Origin of the sequence: Burkholderia theae (genome assembly GCF_048565265.1) — a bacterium.
Lineage (GTDB): Bacteria > Pseudomonadota > Gammaproteobacteria > Burkholderiales > Burkholderiaceae > Burkholderia > Burkholderia theae.
In genome coordinates this window covers 423,612-439,947 of the sequence record NZ_CP183461.1, presented here as the reverse complement: position 1 = coordinate 439,947, position 16,336 = coordinate 423,612, and the positions used below count along the sequence as shown (strand labels likewise).

The 16,336-nt window shown below is 68.3% G+C and carries 18 protein-coding genes and 1 riboswitch; of the genes, 2 read left to right on the top strand and 16 right to left on the bottom strand.

The features are described 5' to 3' along the window. Window positions 1-67 precede the first annotated feature (67 nt). From hisD to ACN22W_RS02040, 16 genes are all read right to left on the bottom strand, one after another. Window positions 68-1,384 carry a histidinol dehydrogenase gene (gene hisD / locus ACN22W_RS02115; protein ID WP_343494105.1) on the bottom strand — a complete coding sequence of 439 codons (1,317 nt, stop codon included), beginning with the start codon at window positions 1,382-1,384 and terminating at the stop codon, window positions 68-70. Window positions 1,385-1,408: 24 nt separating this feature from the next. Further along, window positions 1,409-2,062: an ATP phosphoribosyltransferase gene (gene hisG, locus ACN22W_RS02110; RefSeq protein ID WP_048251409.1), complete on the bottom strand. Its 654-nt coding sequence runs from the start codon at window positions 2,060-2,062 to the stop codon at window positions 1,409-1,411. Further along, a complete protein-coding gene (murA, locus tag ACN22W_RS02105) occupies window positions 2,059-3,408 on the bottom strand; it encodes a UDP-N-acetylglucosamine 1-carboxyvinyltransferase (protein WP_419686015.1) in 1,350 nt (449 codons plus the stop codon). The genes hisG and murA overlap by 4 nt, the downstream gene beginning before the upstream one ends. 13 nt (window positions 3,409-3,421) lie before the next feature. Further along, window positions 3,422-3,661, bottom strand: coding sequence for a BolA family protein (locus tag ACN22W_RS02100; RefSeq protein WP_006477131.1), 240 nt, complete (start codon window positions 3,659-3,661; stop codon window positions 3,422-3,424). Window positions 3,662-3,714: 53 nt separating this feature from the next. Beyond that, a complete protein-coding gene (locus ACN22W_RS02095) occupies window positions 3,715-4,470 on the bottom strand; it encodes an ABC transporter permease (protein WP_048251411.1) in 756 nt (251 codons plus the stop codon). Beyond that, complete coding sequence (locus tag ACN22W_RS02090) at window positions 4,467-5,393, bottom strand: ABC transporter ATP-binding protein (RefSeq protein ID WP_419686011.1); 927 nt, start codon at window positions 5,391-5,393, stop codon at window positions 4,467-4,469. Before ACN22W_RS02090 ends, ACN22W_RS02095 begins: the two co-directional genes overlap by 4 nt. 192 nt (window positions 5,394-5,585) lie before the next feature. Next, window positions 5,586-5,861, bottom strand: coding sequence for an STAS domain-containing protein (locus tag ACN22W_RS02085; protein WP_027788544.1), 276 nt, complete (start codon window positions 5,859-5,861; stop codon window positions 5,586-5,588). Beyond that, window positions 5,858-6,487 (bottom strand): MlaC/ttg2D family ABC transporter substrate-binding protein, encoded by a 630-nt coding sequence (locus ACN22W_RS02080; RefSeq protein ID WP_129513550.1) that lies wholly within the window; start codon window positions 6,485-6,487, stop codon window positions 5,858-5,860. Before ACN22W_RS02080 ends, ACN22W_RS02085 begins: the two co-directional genes overlap by 4 nt. A gap of 111 nt (window positions 6,488-6,598) precedes the next feature. Continuing rightward, a complete protein-coding gene (locus ACN22W_RS02075; protein ID WP_343494168.1) occupies window positions 6,599-7,528 on the bottom strand; it encodes a VacJ family lipoprotein in 930 nt (309 codons plus the stop codon). Window positions 7,529-7,558: 30 nt separating this feature from the next. Next, window positions 7,559-8,110: an outer membrane lipid asymmetry maintenance protein MlaD gene (gene mlaD, locus ACN22W_RS02070; RefSeq protein WP_129513548.1), complete on the bottom strand. Its 552-nt coding sequence runs from the start codon at window positions 8,108-8,110 to the stop codon at window positions 7,559-7,561. A 24-nt stretch (window positions 8,111-8,134) separates the two neighbouring features. Then, complete coding sequence (mlaE, locus tag ACN22W_RS02065; RefSeq protein ID WP_419686009.1) at window positions 8,135-8,902, bottom strand: lipid asymmetry maintenance ABC transporter permease subunit MlaE; 768 nt, start codon at window positions 8,900-8,902, stop codon at window positions 8,135-8,137. Next, window positions 8,899-9,720 carry an ABC transporter ATP-binding protein gene (locus ACN22W_RS02060; protein ID WP_027783343.1) on the bottom strand — a complete coding sequence of 274 codons (822 nt, stop codon included), beginning with the start codon at window positions 9,718-9,720 and terminating at the stop codon, window positions 8,899-8,901. Before ACN22W_RS02060 ends, mlaE begins: the two co-directional genes overlap by 4 nt. Before the next feature lie 84 nt (window positions 9,721-9,804). Then, complete coding sequence (gene thiE / locus ACN22W_RS02055; RefSeq protein ID WP_419686007.1) at window positions 9,805-10,929, bottom strand: thiamine phosphate synthase; 1,125 nt, start codon at window positions 10,927-10,929, stop codon at window positions 9,805-9,807. After that, entirely contained in the window at window positions 10,926-11,741 is an 816-nt protein-coding gene (locus tag ACN22W_RS02050; protein ID WP_034183640.1) for a thiazole synthase, read from the bottom strand. The genes thiE and ACN22W_RS02050 overlap by 4 nt, the downstream gene beginning before the upstream one ends. A 38-nt stretch (window positions 11,742-11,779) precedes the next feature. Continuing rightward, window positions 11,780-11,977 carry a sulfur carrier protein ThiS gene (gene thiS / locus ACN22W_RS02045; protein ID WP_027783340.1) on the bottom strand — a complete coding sequence of 66 codons (198 nt, stop codon included), beginning with the start codon at window positions 11,975-11,977 and terminating at the stop codon, window positions 11,780-11,782. 32 nt (window positions 11,978-12,009) lie between these two features. Next, the gene (locus tag ACN22W_RS02040) at window positions 12,010-13,146 is read right to left on the bottom strand and encodes an FAD-dependent oxidoreductase (protein ID WP_419686004.1); all 1,137 of its coding nucleotides are present in this window, start codon (window positions 13,144-13,146) and stop codon (window positions 12,010-12,012) included. A gap of 225 nt (window positions 13,147-13,371) precedes the next feature. Then, window positions 13,372-13,494: riboswitch (TPP riboswitch) on the bottom strand. 269 nt (window positions 13,495-13,763) lie between these two features. Here ACN22W_RS02040 and ACN22W_RS02035 point away from each other — a divergent pair. Both ACN22W_RS02035 and ACN22W_RS02030 read left to right on the top strand, forming a co-directional pair. After that, a complete protein-coding gene (locus ACN22W_RS02035; RefSeq protein WP_129513544.1) occupies window positions 13,764-15,533 on the top strand; it encodes an ABC transporter ATP-binding protein/permease in 1,770 nt (589 codons plus the stop codon). Continuing rightward, the gene (locus ACN22W_RS02030) at window positions 15,530-16,297 is read left to right on the top strand and encodes an SDR family NAD(P)-dependent oxidoreductase (protein WP_419686002.1); all 768 of its coding nucleotides are present in this window, start codon (window positions 15,530-15,532) and stop codon (window positions 16,295-16,297) included. The genes ACN22W_RS02035 and ACN22W_RS02030 overlap by 4 nt, the downstream gene beginning before the upstream one ends. The last annotated feature ends 39 nt before the right edge of the window (window positions 16,298-16,336 follow it).

Sequence of the window (16,336 nt, the reverse complement as noted above, 5' to 3'; positions counted from 1 at the left end):
ACCCCGGGCTTCGGGGTCCGCCGGCGTCGGCGCGTCGGCGCCTGCCCCGGCCCCGCGCAGCGCGCGGTCAGCCCCTCATCCGGAACTCGGCGCTCTTCGCGTGCGCCTGCAGCCCTTCGCCGTACGCGAGCTCGGACGCGATCTCGCCGAGCGTCTGCGCGCCTTCGGCGCTGACTTCGATCAGGCTCGAGCGCTTGATGAAGTCGTACACGCCGAGCGGCGACGAGAAGCGCGCGGTGCGCGACGTCGGCAGCACGTGGTTCGGGCCCGCGCAGTAGTCGCCAAGGCTCTCGCTCGTGTAGCGGCCGAGGAAGATCGCGCCCGCGTGGCGGATCTGCTGGCCCCATTGCTGCGGTTCCAGCGCCGATATTTCCAGGTGCTCGGGTGCAATGTCGTTCGCGATCCGGCACGCCTCGGCCATGTCGCGCACCTTGATCAGCGCGCCGCGGCCTTCGAGCGACGCGCGAATCACGTCCCGGCGCGGCATCGACGGCAGCATCTCGTCGATCGCCTTTTCGACGCGGTCGAGGAACGCGCCGTCCGGACACAGCAGGATCGATTGCGCGAGCTCGTCGTGCTCGGCTTGCGAGAACAGGTCCATCGCGACCCAGTTCGGATCGGTCGTGCCGTCGCAGATCACGAGGATTTCCGACGGCCCGGCGATCATGTCGATGCCGACCGTGCCGAACACGCGGCGCTTCGCCGACGCGACGTACGCATTGCCGGGGCCGCAGATCTTGTCGACGGCCGGCACTGTCGCCGTGCCGTACGCGAGCGCAGCGACCGCCTGCGCACCGCCGATCGTGAACACGCGATCGACGCCGCCGAGCAGCGCCGCGGCGAGCACGAGGTCGTTCTTCACGCCGTCCGGCGTCGGCACGACCATCACGATCTCGCCGACGCCCGCGACGCGCGCGGGAATCGCGTTCATCAGCACCGACGACGGATACGCGGCCTTGCCGCCCGGCACGTACAGGCCGACGCGGTCGAGCGGCGTGACTTTCTGGCCGAGCACGGTGCCGTCGCTTTCCGTGTACTGCCAGCTATGCGTGCCGCATTCGATCTTCTGCTTCTCGTGGTACGCGCGCACGCGCGCCGCGGCCGCTTCGAGCGCCGCGCGCGCCTTCGGCGCGAGGCCGTCGAGCGCCGTCTGCAGCGCGTCCTGCGGCAGTTCGAGCGCGGCGACGCTGCTCGCGCTCAGCCGGTCGAAGCGATTCGTGTACTCGAGCACCGCGGCGTCGCCGCGCGACTTCACGTCGGCGAGGATCTGCGCGACCGATTGCTCGATCGCCGCGTCTTCGCTCGCCTCGAATGCGAGCAACGCGCGCAGTGCGGCGCCGAAGCCTTCGTTCGTCGAATCGAGCCTGCGGATGGTGATGGACATGGGAGTTCCGTTTCGGTGATGCGCTCAACCGCCATTCTGCGACGCGCGTTCGAACGCGTCGAGAATCGGCTTGAGCGCCGCGCGCTTCAACTTCAGCGCAGCCTGGTTCACGACGAGGCGCGACGAGATCGCCATGATCTCCTCGACCTCGACCAGATTGTTCGCCTTCAGCGTGCCGCCCGAGCTGACGAGGTCGACGATCGCGTCGGCCAGCCCGACCAGCGGCGCCAGCTCCATCGAGCCGTAAAGCTTGATCAAGTCGACGTGCACGCCCTTCGCGGCAAAGTGCTCGCGCGCCGTCTCGACGTACTTCGTCGCGACACGCAGGCGCGCGCCCTGGCGCACCGCGTTCGCGTAATCGAAGCCGGCCGACACGGCCACCGACATCCGGCAGCGCGCAATGTTCAGATCGATCGGCTGGTACAGCCCCGAGCCGCCGTGCTCGACCAGCACGTCCTTGCCGGCCACGCCGAAATCGGCTGCGCCGTATTCGACATAGGTCGGCACGTCGCTCGCGCGCACGATGATCACGCGCAGGTTCGGGTCGGTCGTCGGCAGGATCAGCTTGCGCGACGTTTCCGGGTCCTCGGCCACCTGGATGCCGGCCGCGGCGAGCAGCGGCAGGGTTTCCTCGAAAATCCGGCCCTTCGACAGGGCGAGGGTCAGCGGCGCGGTCATGCTTGGCTCCCGGAGAGGCGGCGCACGTTCGCGCCGACGGCGGTCAGTTTGGCTTCCATGCGGTCGTAACCGCGGTCCAGGTGATAGATGCGGTCGACGAGCGTTTCGCCGTCGGCACGCAGCCCGGCGATCACGAGGCTCGCCGACGCACGCAGGTCGGTCGCCATCACGTTCGCGCCCGACAGTTTCTCGACACCCGTCACGAGCGCCGTGTTGCCGTCGATCGTGATGTTCGCGCCGAGCCGGTTCAGCTCCTGCACGTGCATGAAGCGGTTCTCGAAAATGGTTTCCACGACCTGCGCGGTGCCCGTCGAGACGGTATTGAGGGCCATGAACTGCGCCTGCATGTCGGTCGGGAACGCCGGGTATTCCGACGTGCGAATCGTCACGGCCGACGGCCGGCGGTCCATCTTCACGCGCAGCCAGCTGTCGCCTTCCTCGATCGACACGCCGGCTTCGCGCAGCTTGTCGATCACCGCGTCGAGGATGTGCGGGCGCACGCCCGTCAGCATCACGTCGCCGCCCGCCGCCGCGACCGCGCACAGGAACGTGCCGGCCTCGATGCGGTCGGGGATCACCGAATGGCGTGCGCCGCGCAGCCGCTCGACACCCTGGATCACGAGGCGATCGGTGCCGATGCCGTCGATTTTCGCGCCCATCGCGACCAGCAAGTGTGCGAGATCGCTCACTTCCGGTTCGCGCGCCGCGTTCTCGATCACGGTCTCGCCGTCCGCGAGCGTCGCGGCCATCAGCAGGTTTTCCGTCCCCGTCACCGTGATCATGTCGGTCACGATGCGCGCGCCCTTCAGGCGCTTCGCGCGCGCTTCGATGAAGCCGTGCTCGATGCTGATCTCGGCGCCCATCGCCTGCAGGCCCTTGATGTGCTGGTCGACCGGACGCGCGCCGATCGCGCAGCCGCCCGGCAGCGACACCTTCGCCTCGCCGAAGCGCGCGAGCAGCGGCCCGAGCACGAGGATCGACGCGCGCATCGTCTTCACGAGTTCGTACGGCGCAACGAGGTTGTCGACGCGCGACGCGTCGAGCTGCACGCGGCAGCCGTCGGTCTCGCTCTTCACGCCCATCTGGTTCAGCACCTTCAGCGTGGTGCGCACATCCTGCAGATTCGGCACGTTGTCGAGATCGACCGGATCGGCGGTGAGCAGCCCCGCGCACAGGATCGGCAGTGCGGCGTTCTTCGCGCCCGACACGACGATCTCGCCGGACAGGCGGCGGCCGCCCTCGATCACGAGCTTGTCCATCCCATGTCCGTGCGATTCCCCGTTGGCGGCCGGGTGTGCCGTGGCGACGCTCTTGACGGCGTCGCGCTCGTTGACGGTGACTTGCACTCAGTTTTTCCGGTTATGCGTTCTGCCATTCGGCGGGCGTCAGCGTCTTCATGCTGAGCGCGTGAATTTCCTGCTTCATGCGATCGCCGAGCGCCGCATAAACGAGCTGGTGCCGCTGGATCGGCCGCTTGCCTTCGAAGGCCGCCGACACGATCGTCGCGAAGAAATGCTGGCCGTCGCCTTCGACTTCCAGATGAGTGCAGGCGAGACCGCCGGCGATGTATTGCTTGACCTGTTCGGGAGTCGGCAACATGGTGTAAGGCTCCTGTCGGCGCGCGCCGCCCGAGGCGGCCGCAGCCAGTGATATCAATGACGCAGTTTGTAGCCGGTCGCGAGCAGCCGCATCGCGATCATCGCGAGCAGCACGAAGAAACCGGCAACGATCGCCAGGCTCGCGAACGGGTTGATGTCGGACGCGCCGAAGAACCCGAAACGGAAGCCGTCGATCATGTAGAAAAACGGATTGAGACGCGAGATCTCGCGCCACACGGGCGGCAGCGAGTGCGTCGAATAGAACACGCCGGACAGGAACGTCAGCGGCATGATCAGGAAGTTCTGGAACGCGGCGAGCTGGTCGAACTTCTCGGCCCAGATCCCCGCGATCAAGCCGAGCGTGCCGAGGATCGCCGAGCCGAGCAGCGCGAACGCAATGATGAACAGCGGCGCCGCGAAGTGCATCGGGATGAACCAGATCGTCACGACGAACACGCCCGCGCCGACCGCGAGCCCGCGCACGACGGACGCGAGCACGTACGCGCCGAAGATGTCGCGGTACGACAGCGGCGGCAGCAGCATGAACACGAGGTTGCCGGTGATCTTCGACTGGATCAGCGACGACGAGCTGTTCGCGAACGCGTTCTGCAACACGCTCATCATCACGAGGCCCGGCACGAGAAAGCTCACGTACTCGACGCCCGGATACACCTCGACGCGGCCCGACAGCGCGTGGCCGAAGATCGTCAGATACAGCAGCGCCGTCACGATCGGTGCGCATACCGTCTGGAACGACACCTTCCAGAAACGCAGCAGTTCCTTGTAGAACAGCGTTTGAAAACCGCTCATGCCAATCCCTCGATCACCTCGGCCCCGTTCATCACCTGGACGAACACATCCTCGAGGTCGGCCTTGCGGACCTCGATCTCGTCGAACGTGCAGCCCGCCGCGCGGCACTGCGCCAGGATGCGTTCGACATCGTCGTAGCTCGTGAGGCGCAGCAGGTGCTCGCCCGGCGCGCGCGCGGCCGGGTCGGTCTCCAGCCCGCGCAGTTCGGCGGGCAGCGCGCCCATCGCGAGGCGCAGATAGAGCTGCAGCCCCGCGAAGCGGCGCAGCAGCGCGTCGGTGCGGTCGAGCGCGACCACTTCCCCGCGGCGCAGCATCGCGATGCGGTCGCACAGCGACTCGGCTTCCTCGAGGTAATGGGTGGTCAGCACGATCGTGTGGCCCTCGCGGTTCAGGCGCGAGATGAATTTCCACAGCGTCTGGCGCAGTTCGACGTCGACGCCGGCGGTCGGCTCGTCGAGCACGATCACGGGCGGCCGGTGCACGAGCGCCTGCGCGACGAGCACACGGCGCTTCATCCCGCCCGACAGCGCGCGCATGTTCGCGTCGGCCTTCTCGGTCAGATCGAGATTGGCCATCACTTCATCGATCCAGTCGTCGTTGCGACGCAGCCCGAAATAGCCGGACTGGATCCGCAGCGTCTCGCGGACGGTGAAGAACGGGTCGAAAACGAGTTCCTGCGGCACGACGCCGAGTGCGCGGCGCGCCCCACGGAAGTCCTTGACGACGTCGTGGCCGCGCACCGAGATACTGCCTTCGTCGGCCCGGGCAAGCCCGGCGAGGATGCTGATGAGCGTGGTCTTGCCTGCGCCGTTGGGGCCGAGCAGACCGAAAAACTCGCCTTCCTCGACCGACAGGCTGACGCCCTTGAGCGCCTGAAGCGATTTGTAGCGCTTCTTGACGTGACGGATTTCTATGGCTGACATGACTGTGCGCGACGCAATGGCCGCGACGCCTATTCTGTGCTTGCTGCGAAAGAAAATGGGGGCCGGACGCCGATTGGCTGCCCCGCAAAACGCTTGATTATAGGGCAAACCGGCTGGTCGAGCCGGCGCCGGAGACGCACGGCGTGAAGCGTGCGCGCGCCGGCTGGCGCGGCAGGCTCCGGTCGGACAGGGTCAATGTCGCCCGGTGCCTTCGATGAGCGCGTCGACGCCGTAGGCGCGCGCGAGGCTGGCGAGCTTCGGGGGGAGATTGAGGATGTCGAGGGTCGCGCCGCGCGCTTTGGCGGCACGTTGCCATGCGAGCAGCACGGCGAGCGCGGACGAGTCGAACTGCGTCAGCGCCGCGCAATCGACGGCGGTCGCACCCGCGCCGATGCGCGCAAGACCGTCCGCGAGCGCGGACTTCGCGCTCGCGACGGTCAGCGAGGAGCCGGCTTCGAAACCGCTCACGACGCCTGCTTGCCGGCGGCAAGTTGCTGGTTGCGCTGCGTCAGGAACTGGATCAGGCCGTCCACGCCGCTTTGCTGGATCTTCTCGTTGAACTGCTGCTGGTACGTCTGGATCAGCCATGCGCCGAGCACGTTCAGGTCATACACCTTCCAGCCGTTCGCCGACTTGTACAGGCGGTAATCGATCTGGACCGGCTGGCCGTTGTTCAACGCAACCGTCTTGACCACGACGTCGGTGTCGGCCGGGTCTGCGCGGAACGGCGGGTACTGGATCTGCTGGTCCGGCTTCAGTTGCGCGAGCGCACCCGAATACGTGCGGATCAGCAGCAGCTTGAACTGCTCCTGAACCTGCTGCTGCTGCTCGGCCGTCGCCGTGCGCCAGTTGCGGCCCATCGCGAGCTGCGTGGTGCGGCGGAAATCGGTGTACGGCAGGATGTCCTTGTTGACGATCGTAATGATGCGATTGGTGTCGCCCTGCTTGATCGTCTGCGCCTTGACTTCGTCGAGCACCTGCTGCGTCGCCGTCTTGATCAGCGCCTGCGGGTTCGACTGGTCGACTTGCGCGTGAGCTGCGCTGCCGAACGAGAACAGCGCCGCGAATACGGGGATCAGGAACAGTTTTTTCATCATAGTGACCTGCATGAATGAGTCGATGCGAAGGTTGGAGCAGGTAGCTTACGCGCAAGTTCGCGCACGCTACCGACTGAATCGTTTCCGGCTGTAACGAATGTAAATCCGTCAGTGCAGCCGGATGCTCGGGAAGCGGAACCCGCCCGGCGACGGCGGCGCCACCTGCATCGGCGGCACGCTCGTTTCGCTGGCCGGGTTCGGCGATTCGGCCGTGCCCGAAGCCGGCGCGGCCACCGCCGCGCCCGATGCGCCTGCCGGCGCCGTCGCACCGGCTGCCGCCGGTGCCGCGCCATCGTCCGGCAGATCGTACTTCGGCAGCGCGTCGTTGCTCGCCGTCGAGCCGGCTTCGCCGCGCGCATTGTCGATCAGCATCTGGCGGCGCTGCAGGTACGCGTTACGCACGAACGAATACTTGTCGAGCGCCGCGGCGTTCAGCACGTCGCCCGCGCCGAGCAGGTTCGCGCGCGTGTTGATGAGGTTCACGCCGAACAGGCCATAACCCACGCCGTCCGGCTTCACATAGGTCAGCGGATTGCCGACATAGTCGACGCCGAGGCCGGCCGTATCGCGCAGCGTGCTCGGTCCAAGCAGCGGCAGCACGAGATACGGGCCCGACGGCATGCCGTAGCGGCCCATCGTGATCCCGAAGTCGGCCGTGTGCTTCGGCAGCTTCGCGATCGTCGCGACGTCGAACAGGCCACCGACGCCGAACACCGTGTTGATCACGACGCGCATCAGGTCGCCGACGCCGTCCGCGATCCGCAACTGCACGATGTTGTTCGCCGCGATGTAGACGTCGCCGATGTTCGAGAAGAAGTTCGTGACGCTGTCGCGCACCGGCTGCGGCACCACGTACTGGTAGCCCTGCGCGACCGGCTTCAGCGCGTACGTGTCGACCGTATCGTTGAACTTGTACATCGTCCGGTTGAAGCCTTCGAGCGGATCGCCCTTGGTCGGCGTCTGCACGGTCGCGCAGCCGCTCAACGCGGCGACTGCCGCCACCGCGAGCGCGGCGTGCCTGATGCGGATCGTCTGCATGGTCATTACCCTCTGTATTCTCTCGTGTGGTTATTGGGCTGCCGAACCGGACACAGCCGACGCAGGTACCGCCACCGGTGCCGGCGCGGCCGGCGCACCGGCTGCCGGCTTCGCGCCGCCCGCATCGGCGGCCTTGCTGTACAGGAACTGGCCGATCAGGTTCTCGAGCACGATCGCCGATTGCGTCATCGTGATCGTATCGCCCGCCTTCAGCATTTCGGTGTCGCCGCCCGGCTCGAGGCCGATATATTGTTCGCCGAGCAGGCCCGACGTCAGGATCTTCGCCGACGAATCCTTCGGGAACGGGTACTGGCCGTCGATATCGATCGTCACCAGCGCCTGGTAGGTGTTCGTGTCGAAGCCGATCGTCTTCACGCGGCCGACCACGACACCCGCGCTCTTCACGGCCGCGCGCGGCTTCAGCCCGCCGATATTGTCGAATTTCATCTTCACCGCGTAGGTCGGCTGAAACGACAGCGAGCTCATGTTGCCGACCTTCAGCGCCAGGAACAGCACCGCAAGGAAGCCCACCACCACGAACAGGCCGACCCAGAAGTCGAGAGCAGTCTTTTTCATCGTCATCCCAAAATATGGCTTGGCTGAGGCTTAGCTGAACATCAGCGCAGTCAGCAGGAAATCGAGGCCGAGTACGGCGAGCGACGCGAACACGACCGTCTTGGTGGTCGCACGCGATACGCCTTCCGGCGTGGGCTTCGCTTCATACCCTTGAAACAGCGCAATGAAGGTCACGGCGAACCCGAACACGATGCTCTTCAGCACGCCGTTGCCGACGTCGGCCCAGACCTGGACCCCGCCCTGCATCTGCGACCAGAACGCGCCCGGATCGACGCCGATCAGTATGACGCCGACGATGTAGCCGCCGAGCACGCCGACCGCGCTGAAGATCGCGGCGAGCAGCGGCATCGTGATGATCCCTGCCCACATGCGCGGCGCGATTACCGTCTTGATCGGGTCCACGGCCATCATCTCGAGCGCGGTGAGCTGCTCGCCGGCCTTCATCAGGCCGATCTCGGCCGTGAGCGACGTGCCCGCGCGGCCCGCGAACAGCAGCGCGGTGACGACCGGCCCGAGCTCGCGCACGAGCGACAGCGCGACCAGCAGGCCGAGCGCCTGCTCGGAGCCGTAGCGGTTCAGCGTGTAATACCCCTGCAGGCCGAGCACGAAGCCGACGAACAGCCCCGACACGGCAATGATCACGAACGAATAGTTACCGAGGAAGTGGATCTGCTTCGTGACAAGCCGCGGCCGGCGCAGCAGCGGGAAGAATTCCAGCACGAGGCGCACGAACAGGCGCGTGCCGTAGCCCGCGCGCCCGAGGCCGTCGATGACGTAACGTCCGATCGCGCTGATCATGCGCGCCCTCCGCCGAGCCCGAAATCCGCTGCGAGCGGCGGGCTCGTGTAATGAAATTTGAAGGGGCCGTCCGGCGCGCCGTCGATGAACTGCCGCACGCTCGGATCGGTCGACGCACGCAGCTCGTCGGGCGTACCCTGCGCGAGCACGCCGCCGTTGGCCAGAAAATACACGTAGTCGGCAATCGCGAACGATTCCGGCACGTCGTGCGTGACGAGGATCGACGTCGCGCCGAGCGCCTGGTTCAGCGTGCGGATCAGGTTCGCGGTAATGCCGAGCGAAATCGGATCGAGGCCCGCGAACGGCTCGTCGTACATGATGAGCTGCGGATCGAGCGCGATCGCGCGTGCGAGCGCGATACGGCGCGCCATCCCGCCCGATACCTCGGACGGCATCAGGTCGCGCGCGCCGCGCAACCCGACCGCATTGAGCTTCATCAGCACGAGGTCGCGGATCAGGTCTTCGGGCAGATCGGTGTGCTCGCGCAACGCGAACGCGACGTTCTCGAACACCGACATGTCGGTGAACAACGCGCCGAACTGGAACAGCATGCCCATCTTGCGGCGCAGCGCGTACAGGCCGTCGCGCGTTTGCGCGCCGACATCGGCGCCGTCGAACAGCACCTGGCCGCGGCGCGCGCGCACAAGGCCGCCGATCAGGCGCAGCACGGTCGTCTTGCCGCAACCCGACCCGCCCATGACCGCGACCACCTGCCCGCGCCCGAAGCGCAGGTTCAGGTTGGACAGGACGAGGCGGTCGCCGTAGCCGAAGTCGACGTCGCGAAGTTCCAGCAATGTCTCGGGAGGAGTGGGGCTCACGGAGCGGACAGTCCTTTTACGCAGAACGCCGAATTATAGGGCCTGCCTTGGAATGATGTCGTGACGCCGTTCCGGGCCCTGCGGTCAATGATTGTCAAATTGTCCGGCAAAACATTGCTGCAGCGCAATAAGCGCGGCCCGATAGTCGGCCGCGCCCGTGACCGCGCTGACCACCGCGACACTGCCGACGCCCGTCGCCAGCACGGCCGGCAGCGCGTCGAGCCCCACCCCGCCGATCGCGACGAGTGGCGCCCGCGCCCCCGCGAAGCGCGCGTAGCGGGCAATCCGCGCGAGGCCCTGCGGCGGCGCGGCGACGGCCTTGGTCGCGGTCGCGTACACGGGGCCGAGCGCAAGGTAGCTCGGGCGCTCGTGCAGCGCGCGCAACATCTCGTAATAACCATGGCTCGAAAGTCCGAGCCGCAGGCCCGCGCGGGCGATCGCGGCCAGATCGGCCGTTTCGAGATCCTCCTGGCCCAGATGAACGCCGTACGCACCTTCATCTGCAGCGATCTGCCAGTGATCGTTGATGAACACACATGCATCGGGATAACGACGCCCGGCCGCGACCGCACGCGCGATTTCCCGGCGCAATGCGTCCGGCGCCGCGCCTTTCACGCGCAGTTGCACGGTCCGCACGCCGCAATCGAGCACGCGCTCGACCCATTCGGCATCCGGCACGACCGGATAGAGGCCGAGCTGCGCGGGGCACGGCGCGAACGCGGGCTCGGGCGCGGCCGGCAACCCGGCGACGCGCGGGAACCGCGCGGCATCGGCCGGCCAGGCGTCGGCGGCGCGGGTCTCGTCGCCGTCGCGCCACGCCAGCGCGAGCACCAGCGCGTCGACCGGTGCGAAGCCGCAATCGAGGAATGCGGCGAGCGCCGCGATCCAGTCGTCCGCCAGCGGATGCGCGGCTTCGAGCGCGTAGCGCACGCCCGCCGCGTGCAGCACCGCACCCTGCTCGTCGAATCCGATCGCAACCGCGTCCGGCGACGCGGGCCGCGAGACGGCCGACGCACGCGTCTGCGCGATGCGGTCGCCGGCCGACACGATCAGCACGTCGCCGTCGGCCGGCGCGTCGGGCACCGCCACGCAGAGCCGCCACGGCGCCGCGTCGCGCGGCCAGTCGCCGAGCCGTGCGCGAATCCGTTCGGCCGCTTCGGCCAGCTCGTCGGCCGGCGGCCAGAAGGCATCGGCAAACCGCGCGCTCATGCGCCGCCCCCGTCCTGATGCCAGAACGGCATCCCGACGACCGGCGTACTCGCATGCGCGGTCTCGCGCGCGTCCATCGGCCCGGCGAGATACGCGGCACGGCCGGCCTCGACGCCCTGCGCGAAGGCGCGCGCCATGATCTCGGGGTGCGTGGCCTGCGACACGGCGGTGTTCAACAACACGCCGTCGAAGCCCCACTCCATCACCTGGCACGCGTGCGACGGCACGCCGAGCCCCGCGTCGACGATCAGCGGCACGTCGGGCAGCCGCTCGCGCAGCACGCGCAAGCCGTACGGGTTCACGACGCCCTTGCCCGTGCCGATCGGCGCGCCCCACGGCATCAGCGCCTCGCAGCCGACGTCGAGCAGGCGCCGGCCGATCACGAGATCCTCGGTGCAGTACGGCAGCACCTTGAAACCGTCCTTGACCAGCTGCGCGGCGGCCTCGATCAGCCCGACCGGGTCGGGCTGCAGCGTGTAGTCGTCGCCGATCAGCTCGAGCTTGATCCAGTCGGTGCCGAACACCTCGCGCGCCATGTGCGCGGTCGTCACGGCCTCGGCGACGGTCTGGCAGCCGGCCGTGTTCGGCAACAGCGGCACCGCGTGGCGCTTGAGCAGGTCGAAGAAACCGGCTTCGGCCGTGCCGCCCGTCATCTGGCGGCGCAGCGCGACCGTCACCATCCCCGGCCGCGACGCGGCGATCGAATCGGACAGCGACTGCAGCGACGGGTAGCGCGACGTGCCGAGCAGCACGCGGCTTGCGAAGGTTTCGCCGTACAGCGTCAGCGCGTCGGCGGATGTGAGGGACGTCATGTCGTTTTCCTGGAAGAGCGGGGACGAACCGGCGGCGCTCAGCCGCCCGCGACGGGGTGCACGACGTCGAGCTTGTCGCCCGCCGCGAGCGCGCGCGCCGCATGCTGCGTGCGCGCGACGAAGTTGCCGTTCAGCGCGACCGCGTACGGCGGGCGCGCGCCGTACGCGGCGAGCGCGTCGGCCACCGTCGCGCCGTCGGGCAGCGTCAGGGTCTGTTGGTTGATCTGGATATCCATGAGGCTTCGTCGGATTCGGTCGGCGGCGCGCGTCAGGCCGGCTGGCGCGCGTCGTTGCGGTGATGAAGGAGCGTCGGCCAGCGCGCGGCGTCACGCCAGGCGGCGAACGCGTCGGCATCGCCGAACGCGCCGCCGAGCGCGGCTTCGGCGCATGCGACCGCCGCGTGCGCGACTTCCGGCGCGATCATGAAGCCGTGCCGGTACAGGCCGTTGACGGCCAGCGTCGACGCGCCGTCCCAGATCACCGCGGGGCGATGGTCGGGCAGCGTCGGCCGGCAGTGCGCATTGAGTTCGAGGATGCGCGCCTCGCCGAACGCCGGATGCACGGAGAATGCCGCGCTCAGCAGTTCGAGCGCGGAGCGCACGCTGACGGGCGACATGTCCTCGCCCTCCACCTCGGTCGCGCCGATCACATAGAGATCGTCCTGTTTCGGCGCGATGTACAGCGGATAGCGCGGATGCAGCAGCCGCACGGGCCGCGTGAGCCCGATACCGGGCGCATGCACGCGCGCGACTTCGCCGCGGATGCCGCGCAGCGCGGGCAGCGCGGGTTTCGCGCCGAGCCCGCGGCAATCGATCGTGAAATGCGCGTCGGGCAGGTGCGCGTCGTCGATCGTGACGTGCCAGTGCAGGTCGACGCCGCGCTCGACGAGACCCGCGGCGAGCGCACGCAGCGCCTGGCGATTGTCGAGCTGGCCTTCGCGCGGCAGCAGCAGCCCGCGCGCGAAGCGGCCCGCGAGCGCGGGCTCGGCCGCATCGACCTGCGCGCCGGCGAGCGTCACGAAGCCGCCGTCGAACAGGTCGGCCGGCGCGTTCGCGCGCACGCGCCGCTCGAACAGCGGCGCCTCCGCGCGGTCCGCCTGATGCCAGACGACGAGCGTGCCGTGATGCTGGAAGAAGACGGGTTCGGGCAGCTCCGCGAGCCATTGCGGCCAGCGCGCGAGCGACGCGGCGCCGAGCTCGGTGATCAGCAGCTCCGCGCTCGCCGCTTCCGCGAGCGGCGCGAGCATCGCGGCCGCGATCCACGCGGCCGACTGCTCGCCATCCGGGCCGCCACGCTCGTAGAGCGCGACGCGAAACCCGTCGCCCGCGAGCCGCCATGCGATCAGGCGGCCGACGAGGCCGCCGCCGAGCACCGCGAAATCCGGCCGTGAATCGGGAACGTTCATCGCACCCCCTCCGCGCGAGCGCGCACGACGAACGTCGACGCGCACGCGCCGTCCCGTGCGAACGCACGCGACATCGGGCCGGGAGCCATGCAAAAGACTGAAGATTGTGCGGTCATCATTCCTTCCGTAACGCGCAATGCGCGTACCCAAAAGGACGAAACCGGCAGCAAAGGCCGGCCGGGCGGGACTCGGGCGCTGACCATGTGGGATGGCGGCCAGCGCGGCCCGGCGGGATCAGAAACTTCCCTCGCCGGTATTACCCGGATCGGGTGCGAAGGGTCTTTCTCAGCCTCGCTGCGCCGCCTGGAACATCCGCCGGCCGCGCACGAAGCACCCCTGTTTCGTCGTCGGCCATTAGACCATAAAAGCGGAAAGCGCCGCAAACTGTCCCCATGCGGCAAATTCGCCGTCGTGCCGCGCCGCTCTGGCACAATGCCCGCAGGCCGGCCGCGCGAGCGGCCGGTTGCCGCGTCACCGCCGGCCCTTAAGTGCCGTTTAAGACGCGCGGGCGACCATCCGTGCGCCCGCCGTCAGTCGGCGCCGCGCCCCGGCATGCCGTATCGCGGCGCGCGCCCGGCTTCGCCCGGCCCGCGTGCCGGCTACTCATCAGGAAGCACATGACCCAATCGATCGATCCCGTCCGCTCCGCCTCCGACGCGCCACAGGACGAGCGCCCGGTATCCGCGTGGAGCCTCATCAAGCCCTACTGGGTATCGTCCGAATGGAAAATCGCGTGGGGACTGCTGGTCACGATCATCGCGATCAATCTCTGCGTGGTGTGGATCAACGTCCGCCTGAACAAGTGGAACGCCGAGTTCTACAACGCGCTGCAGTCGAAGGACGTCCACGACTTCCCGAACCTGCTGATGCAGTTCTCCGTGCTCGCGTTCGCGTTCATCATCCTCGCCGTGTATGGCCGCTACCTGCGGCAGATGCTCGGCTTCCGCTGGCGCCAGTGGCTCACCGACCGCTTCCTCGGCCAGTGGCTCGGCGATCGCGCGTTCTACCGGATCGAGCGTGACCGCCTCGCCGACAACCCCGACCAGCGGATCACCGACGACCTCCAGTCGTTCTCGACCACGACGCTCGCGCTGTCGCTCGACCTGCTGTCGACGGTCGTCACGCTCGTGTCGTTCATCACGATCCTGTGGTCGCTCGCCGGCGCGCTGACACTCACGCTCGGCGCCACGCCGATCTCGATTCCGGGCTATATGGTGTGGGCGGCCGCGCTGTACGCGGTGGTCGGCTCGCTGATCATCCAGAAGGTCGGCCATCCGCTCGTGTCGATCAACTACCAGCAGCAGCGCGTCGAGGCCGATTTCCGCTTCGGGCTGATCCGCGTGCGCGAGAACGCCGAGCAGATCGCGTTCTACGACGGCGAGAAAACCGAGACCGGCAACGCGCAGGGCCTCTTCTCGCGCATCCGCGACAACTGGTGGCGCGTGATGAAGTACACGAAGCGGCTCACGTTCGTGCTGAGCTTCTACGGGCAGATCGCGATCATCTTCCCGCTCGTCGTCGCCGCGCCGCGTTATTTCGCGGGCGCGTTCTCGTTCGGCGTGCTGATGCAGATCTCGTCCGCGTTCGGCACCGTCAGCGATTCGTTCTCGTGGTTCATCAACAGCTACTCGACGCTTGTCGAATGGCGCGCCACCGTCAACCGTCTGCGCGAATTCAAGCGCGTGATGGGCACGTCGCACCTGAAGGAAAGCCTGTCGCCCGCGACCGAGCACGGCGGCATCAACCTGCACTACATCGACGGCGCGAAACTGTCGACGTCGTCGCTCAAGCTTGCGCTGCCGAACGGCAACGCGCTCGCGAACATCGGCAGCGTCACGATCGAGCCCGGCTCGCGCTGGCTCGTGATCGGCAAGTCGGGTTCCGGCAAGAGCACGTTCATGCGTGCGCTCGCGGGCCTGTGGCCGTTCGGCGACGGCGCGATCGACGCGCCGGTCGGCGCGCGGATGATGTTCGTGCCGCAAACGAGCTATTTGCCGATCGGCACGCTGAAGGCCGCGCTCACCTATCCGGCGACGCCCGACACGTTCAGCGACGACGCCTGCCGCGACGCGCTGCGCGCATGCCGCCTCGAGGATTACGTCGAGCGCCTCGACGAGACCGCGCACTGGACCCGCGTGCTGTCGCCGGGCGAACAGCAGCGCCTGGCCGGCGCGCGCGTGCTGCTGCACAAGCCCGACTTCCTGTTCCTCGACGAAGCCACCAGCGCGCTCGACGCCGACAACGAGGCACGCCTCTACCACCTGTTCGCCGAACGGCTGCCGAAGGCCGCGATCGTCAGCATCGCGCACCGCGAATCGCTGGCCGCGTTCCATGGTGGCACGATCCACGTCGAACGCGTGAACAACAGCGACAAGGTCGCGGCGTGAGTGCACGCGCCGCGCGCATCGCACTGATCACCGGCGCAGGTTCGGGGATCGGCGCGGCACTCGCGCGGCGGCTCGCGGCGCCCGGCATCGCGCTGGCGCTGCACGCGCGCGGCGCCGACGAGGCAGCGCGGGCCCGGCTCGCCGAAGTCGCGCGCGCCTGCACGGCGGCCGGCGCGAAGTGCATCACGCTTACCGGCGATCTCGCCGCACCGGCCGTCGCGGCCACGCTCGTCGATGCGACTGCCACGCACTTCGGCGGGCTCGACCAGCTCGTCGCGAACGCCGGCTTCGCCGCGCGGCAGGCCTTTTCCGATCTTTCCGCGGACACGCTCGCATCCGCCTTCGCGGCGATGCCCGGCGCATTTTCCGCGCTCGCGGGTCGCGCACGGCCGCTGCTCGAAGCGTCGGCCGCGCCGCGGATCGTCGCGGTCAGTTCGTTCGTCGCGCACCGCTACCGCGCCGATGCGCCGTTCGCGGCGACCGCCGCCGCAAAGGCCGCGCTCGAATCGCTCGTGCGCACCGCGGCGGTCGAATTCGCCGCGCATGGCATCACCGTCAACGCAGTCGCGCCGGGCTTCACACGCAAGGATCACGGGCCGAGCGACGGCAACGCCGCCGCGTGGGCGCAGGCCGAACAGGCGACCCCGCTCGGCCGGATCGCCGAACCCGACGACGTTGCCGCATTGATCGCGTTCCTGCTGTCGGACGCGGCGCGGCAGATTACCGGCCAGGTCGTCCACATCGACGGCGGCCTGACGCTCTGACGCGGCGTCTCCCTTCCTTCCCGCCTCCCCGTTTTCCTG

What these genes read in the sequence shown, in the direction of transcription:
- hisD (WP_343494105.1), bottom strand. Translation starts at nt 1,384, where the DNA reads ATGTCCATCACCATCCGCAGGCTCGATTCGACGAACGAAGGCTTCGGC.
- hisG (WP_048251409.1), bottom strand. Translation starts at nt 2,062, where the DNA reads ATGACCGCGCCGCTGACCCTCGCCCTGTCGAAGGGCCGGATTTTCGAG.
- ACN22W_RS02100 (WP_006477131.1), bottom strand. Translation starts at nt 3,661, where the DNA reads ATGTTGCCGACTCCCGAACAGGTCAAGCAATACATCGCCGGCGGTCTC.
- ACN22W_RS02095 (WP_048251411.1), bottom strand. Translation starts at nt 4,470, where the DNA reads ATGAGCGGTTTTCAAACGCTGTTCTACAAGGAACTGCTGCGTTTCTGG.
- ACN22W_RS02090 (WP_419686011.1), bottom strand. Translation starts at nt 5,393, where the DNA reads ATGTCAGCCATAGAAATCCGTCACGTCAAGAAGCGCTACAAATCGCTT.
- ACN22W_RS02080 (WP_129513550.1), bottom strand. Translation starts at nt 6,487, where the DNA reads ATGAAAAAACTGTTCCTGATCCCCGTATTCGCGGCGCTGTTCTCGTTC.
- ACN22W_RS02075 (WP_343494168.1), bottom strand. Translation starts at nt 7,528, where the DNA reads ATGCAGACGATCCGCATCAGGCACGCCGCGCTCGCGGTGGCGGCAGTC.
- mlaD (WP_129513548.1), bottom strand. Translation starts at nt 8,110, where the DNA reads ATGACGATGAAAAAGACTGCTCTCGACTTCTGGGTCGGCCTGTTCGTG.
- mlaE (WP_419686009.1), bottom strand. Translation starts at nt 8,902, where the DNA reads ATGATCAGCGCGATCGGACGTTACGTCATCGACGGCCTCGGGCGCGCG.
- thiE (WP_419686007.1), bottom strand. Translation starts at nt 10,929, where the DNA reads ATGAGCGCGCGGTTTGCCGATGCCTTCTGGCCGCCGGCCGACGAGCTG.
- ACN22W_RS02050 (WP_034183640.1), bottom strand. Translation starts at nt 11,741, where the DNA reads ATGACGTCCCTCACATCCGCCGACGCGCTGACGCTGTACGGCGAAACC.
- thiS (WP_027783340.1), bottom strand. Translation starts at nt 11,977, where the DNA reads ATGGATATCCAGATCAACCAACAGACCCTGACGCTGCCCGACGGCGCG.
- ACN22W_RS02040 (WP_419686004.1), bottom strand. Translation starts at nt 13,146, where the DNA reads ATGAACGTTCCCGATTCACGGCCGGATTTCGCGGTGCTCGGCGGCGGC.
- ACN22W_RS02035 (WP_129513544.1), top strand. Translation starts at nt 13,764, where the DNA reads ATGACCCAATCGATCGATCCCGTCCGCTCCGCCTCCGACGCGCCACAG.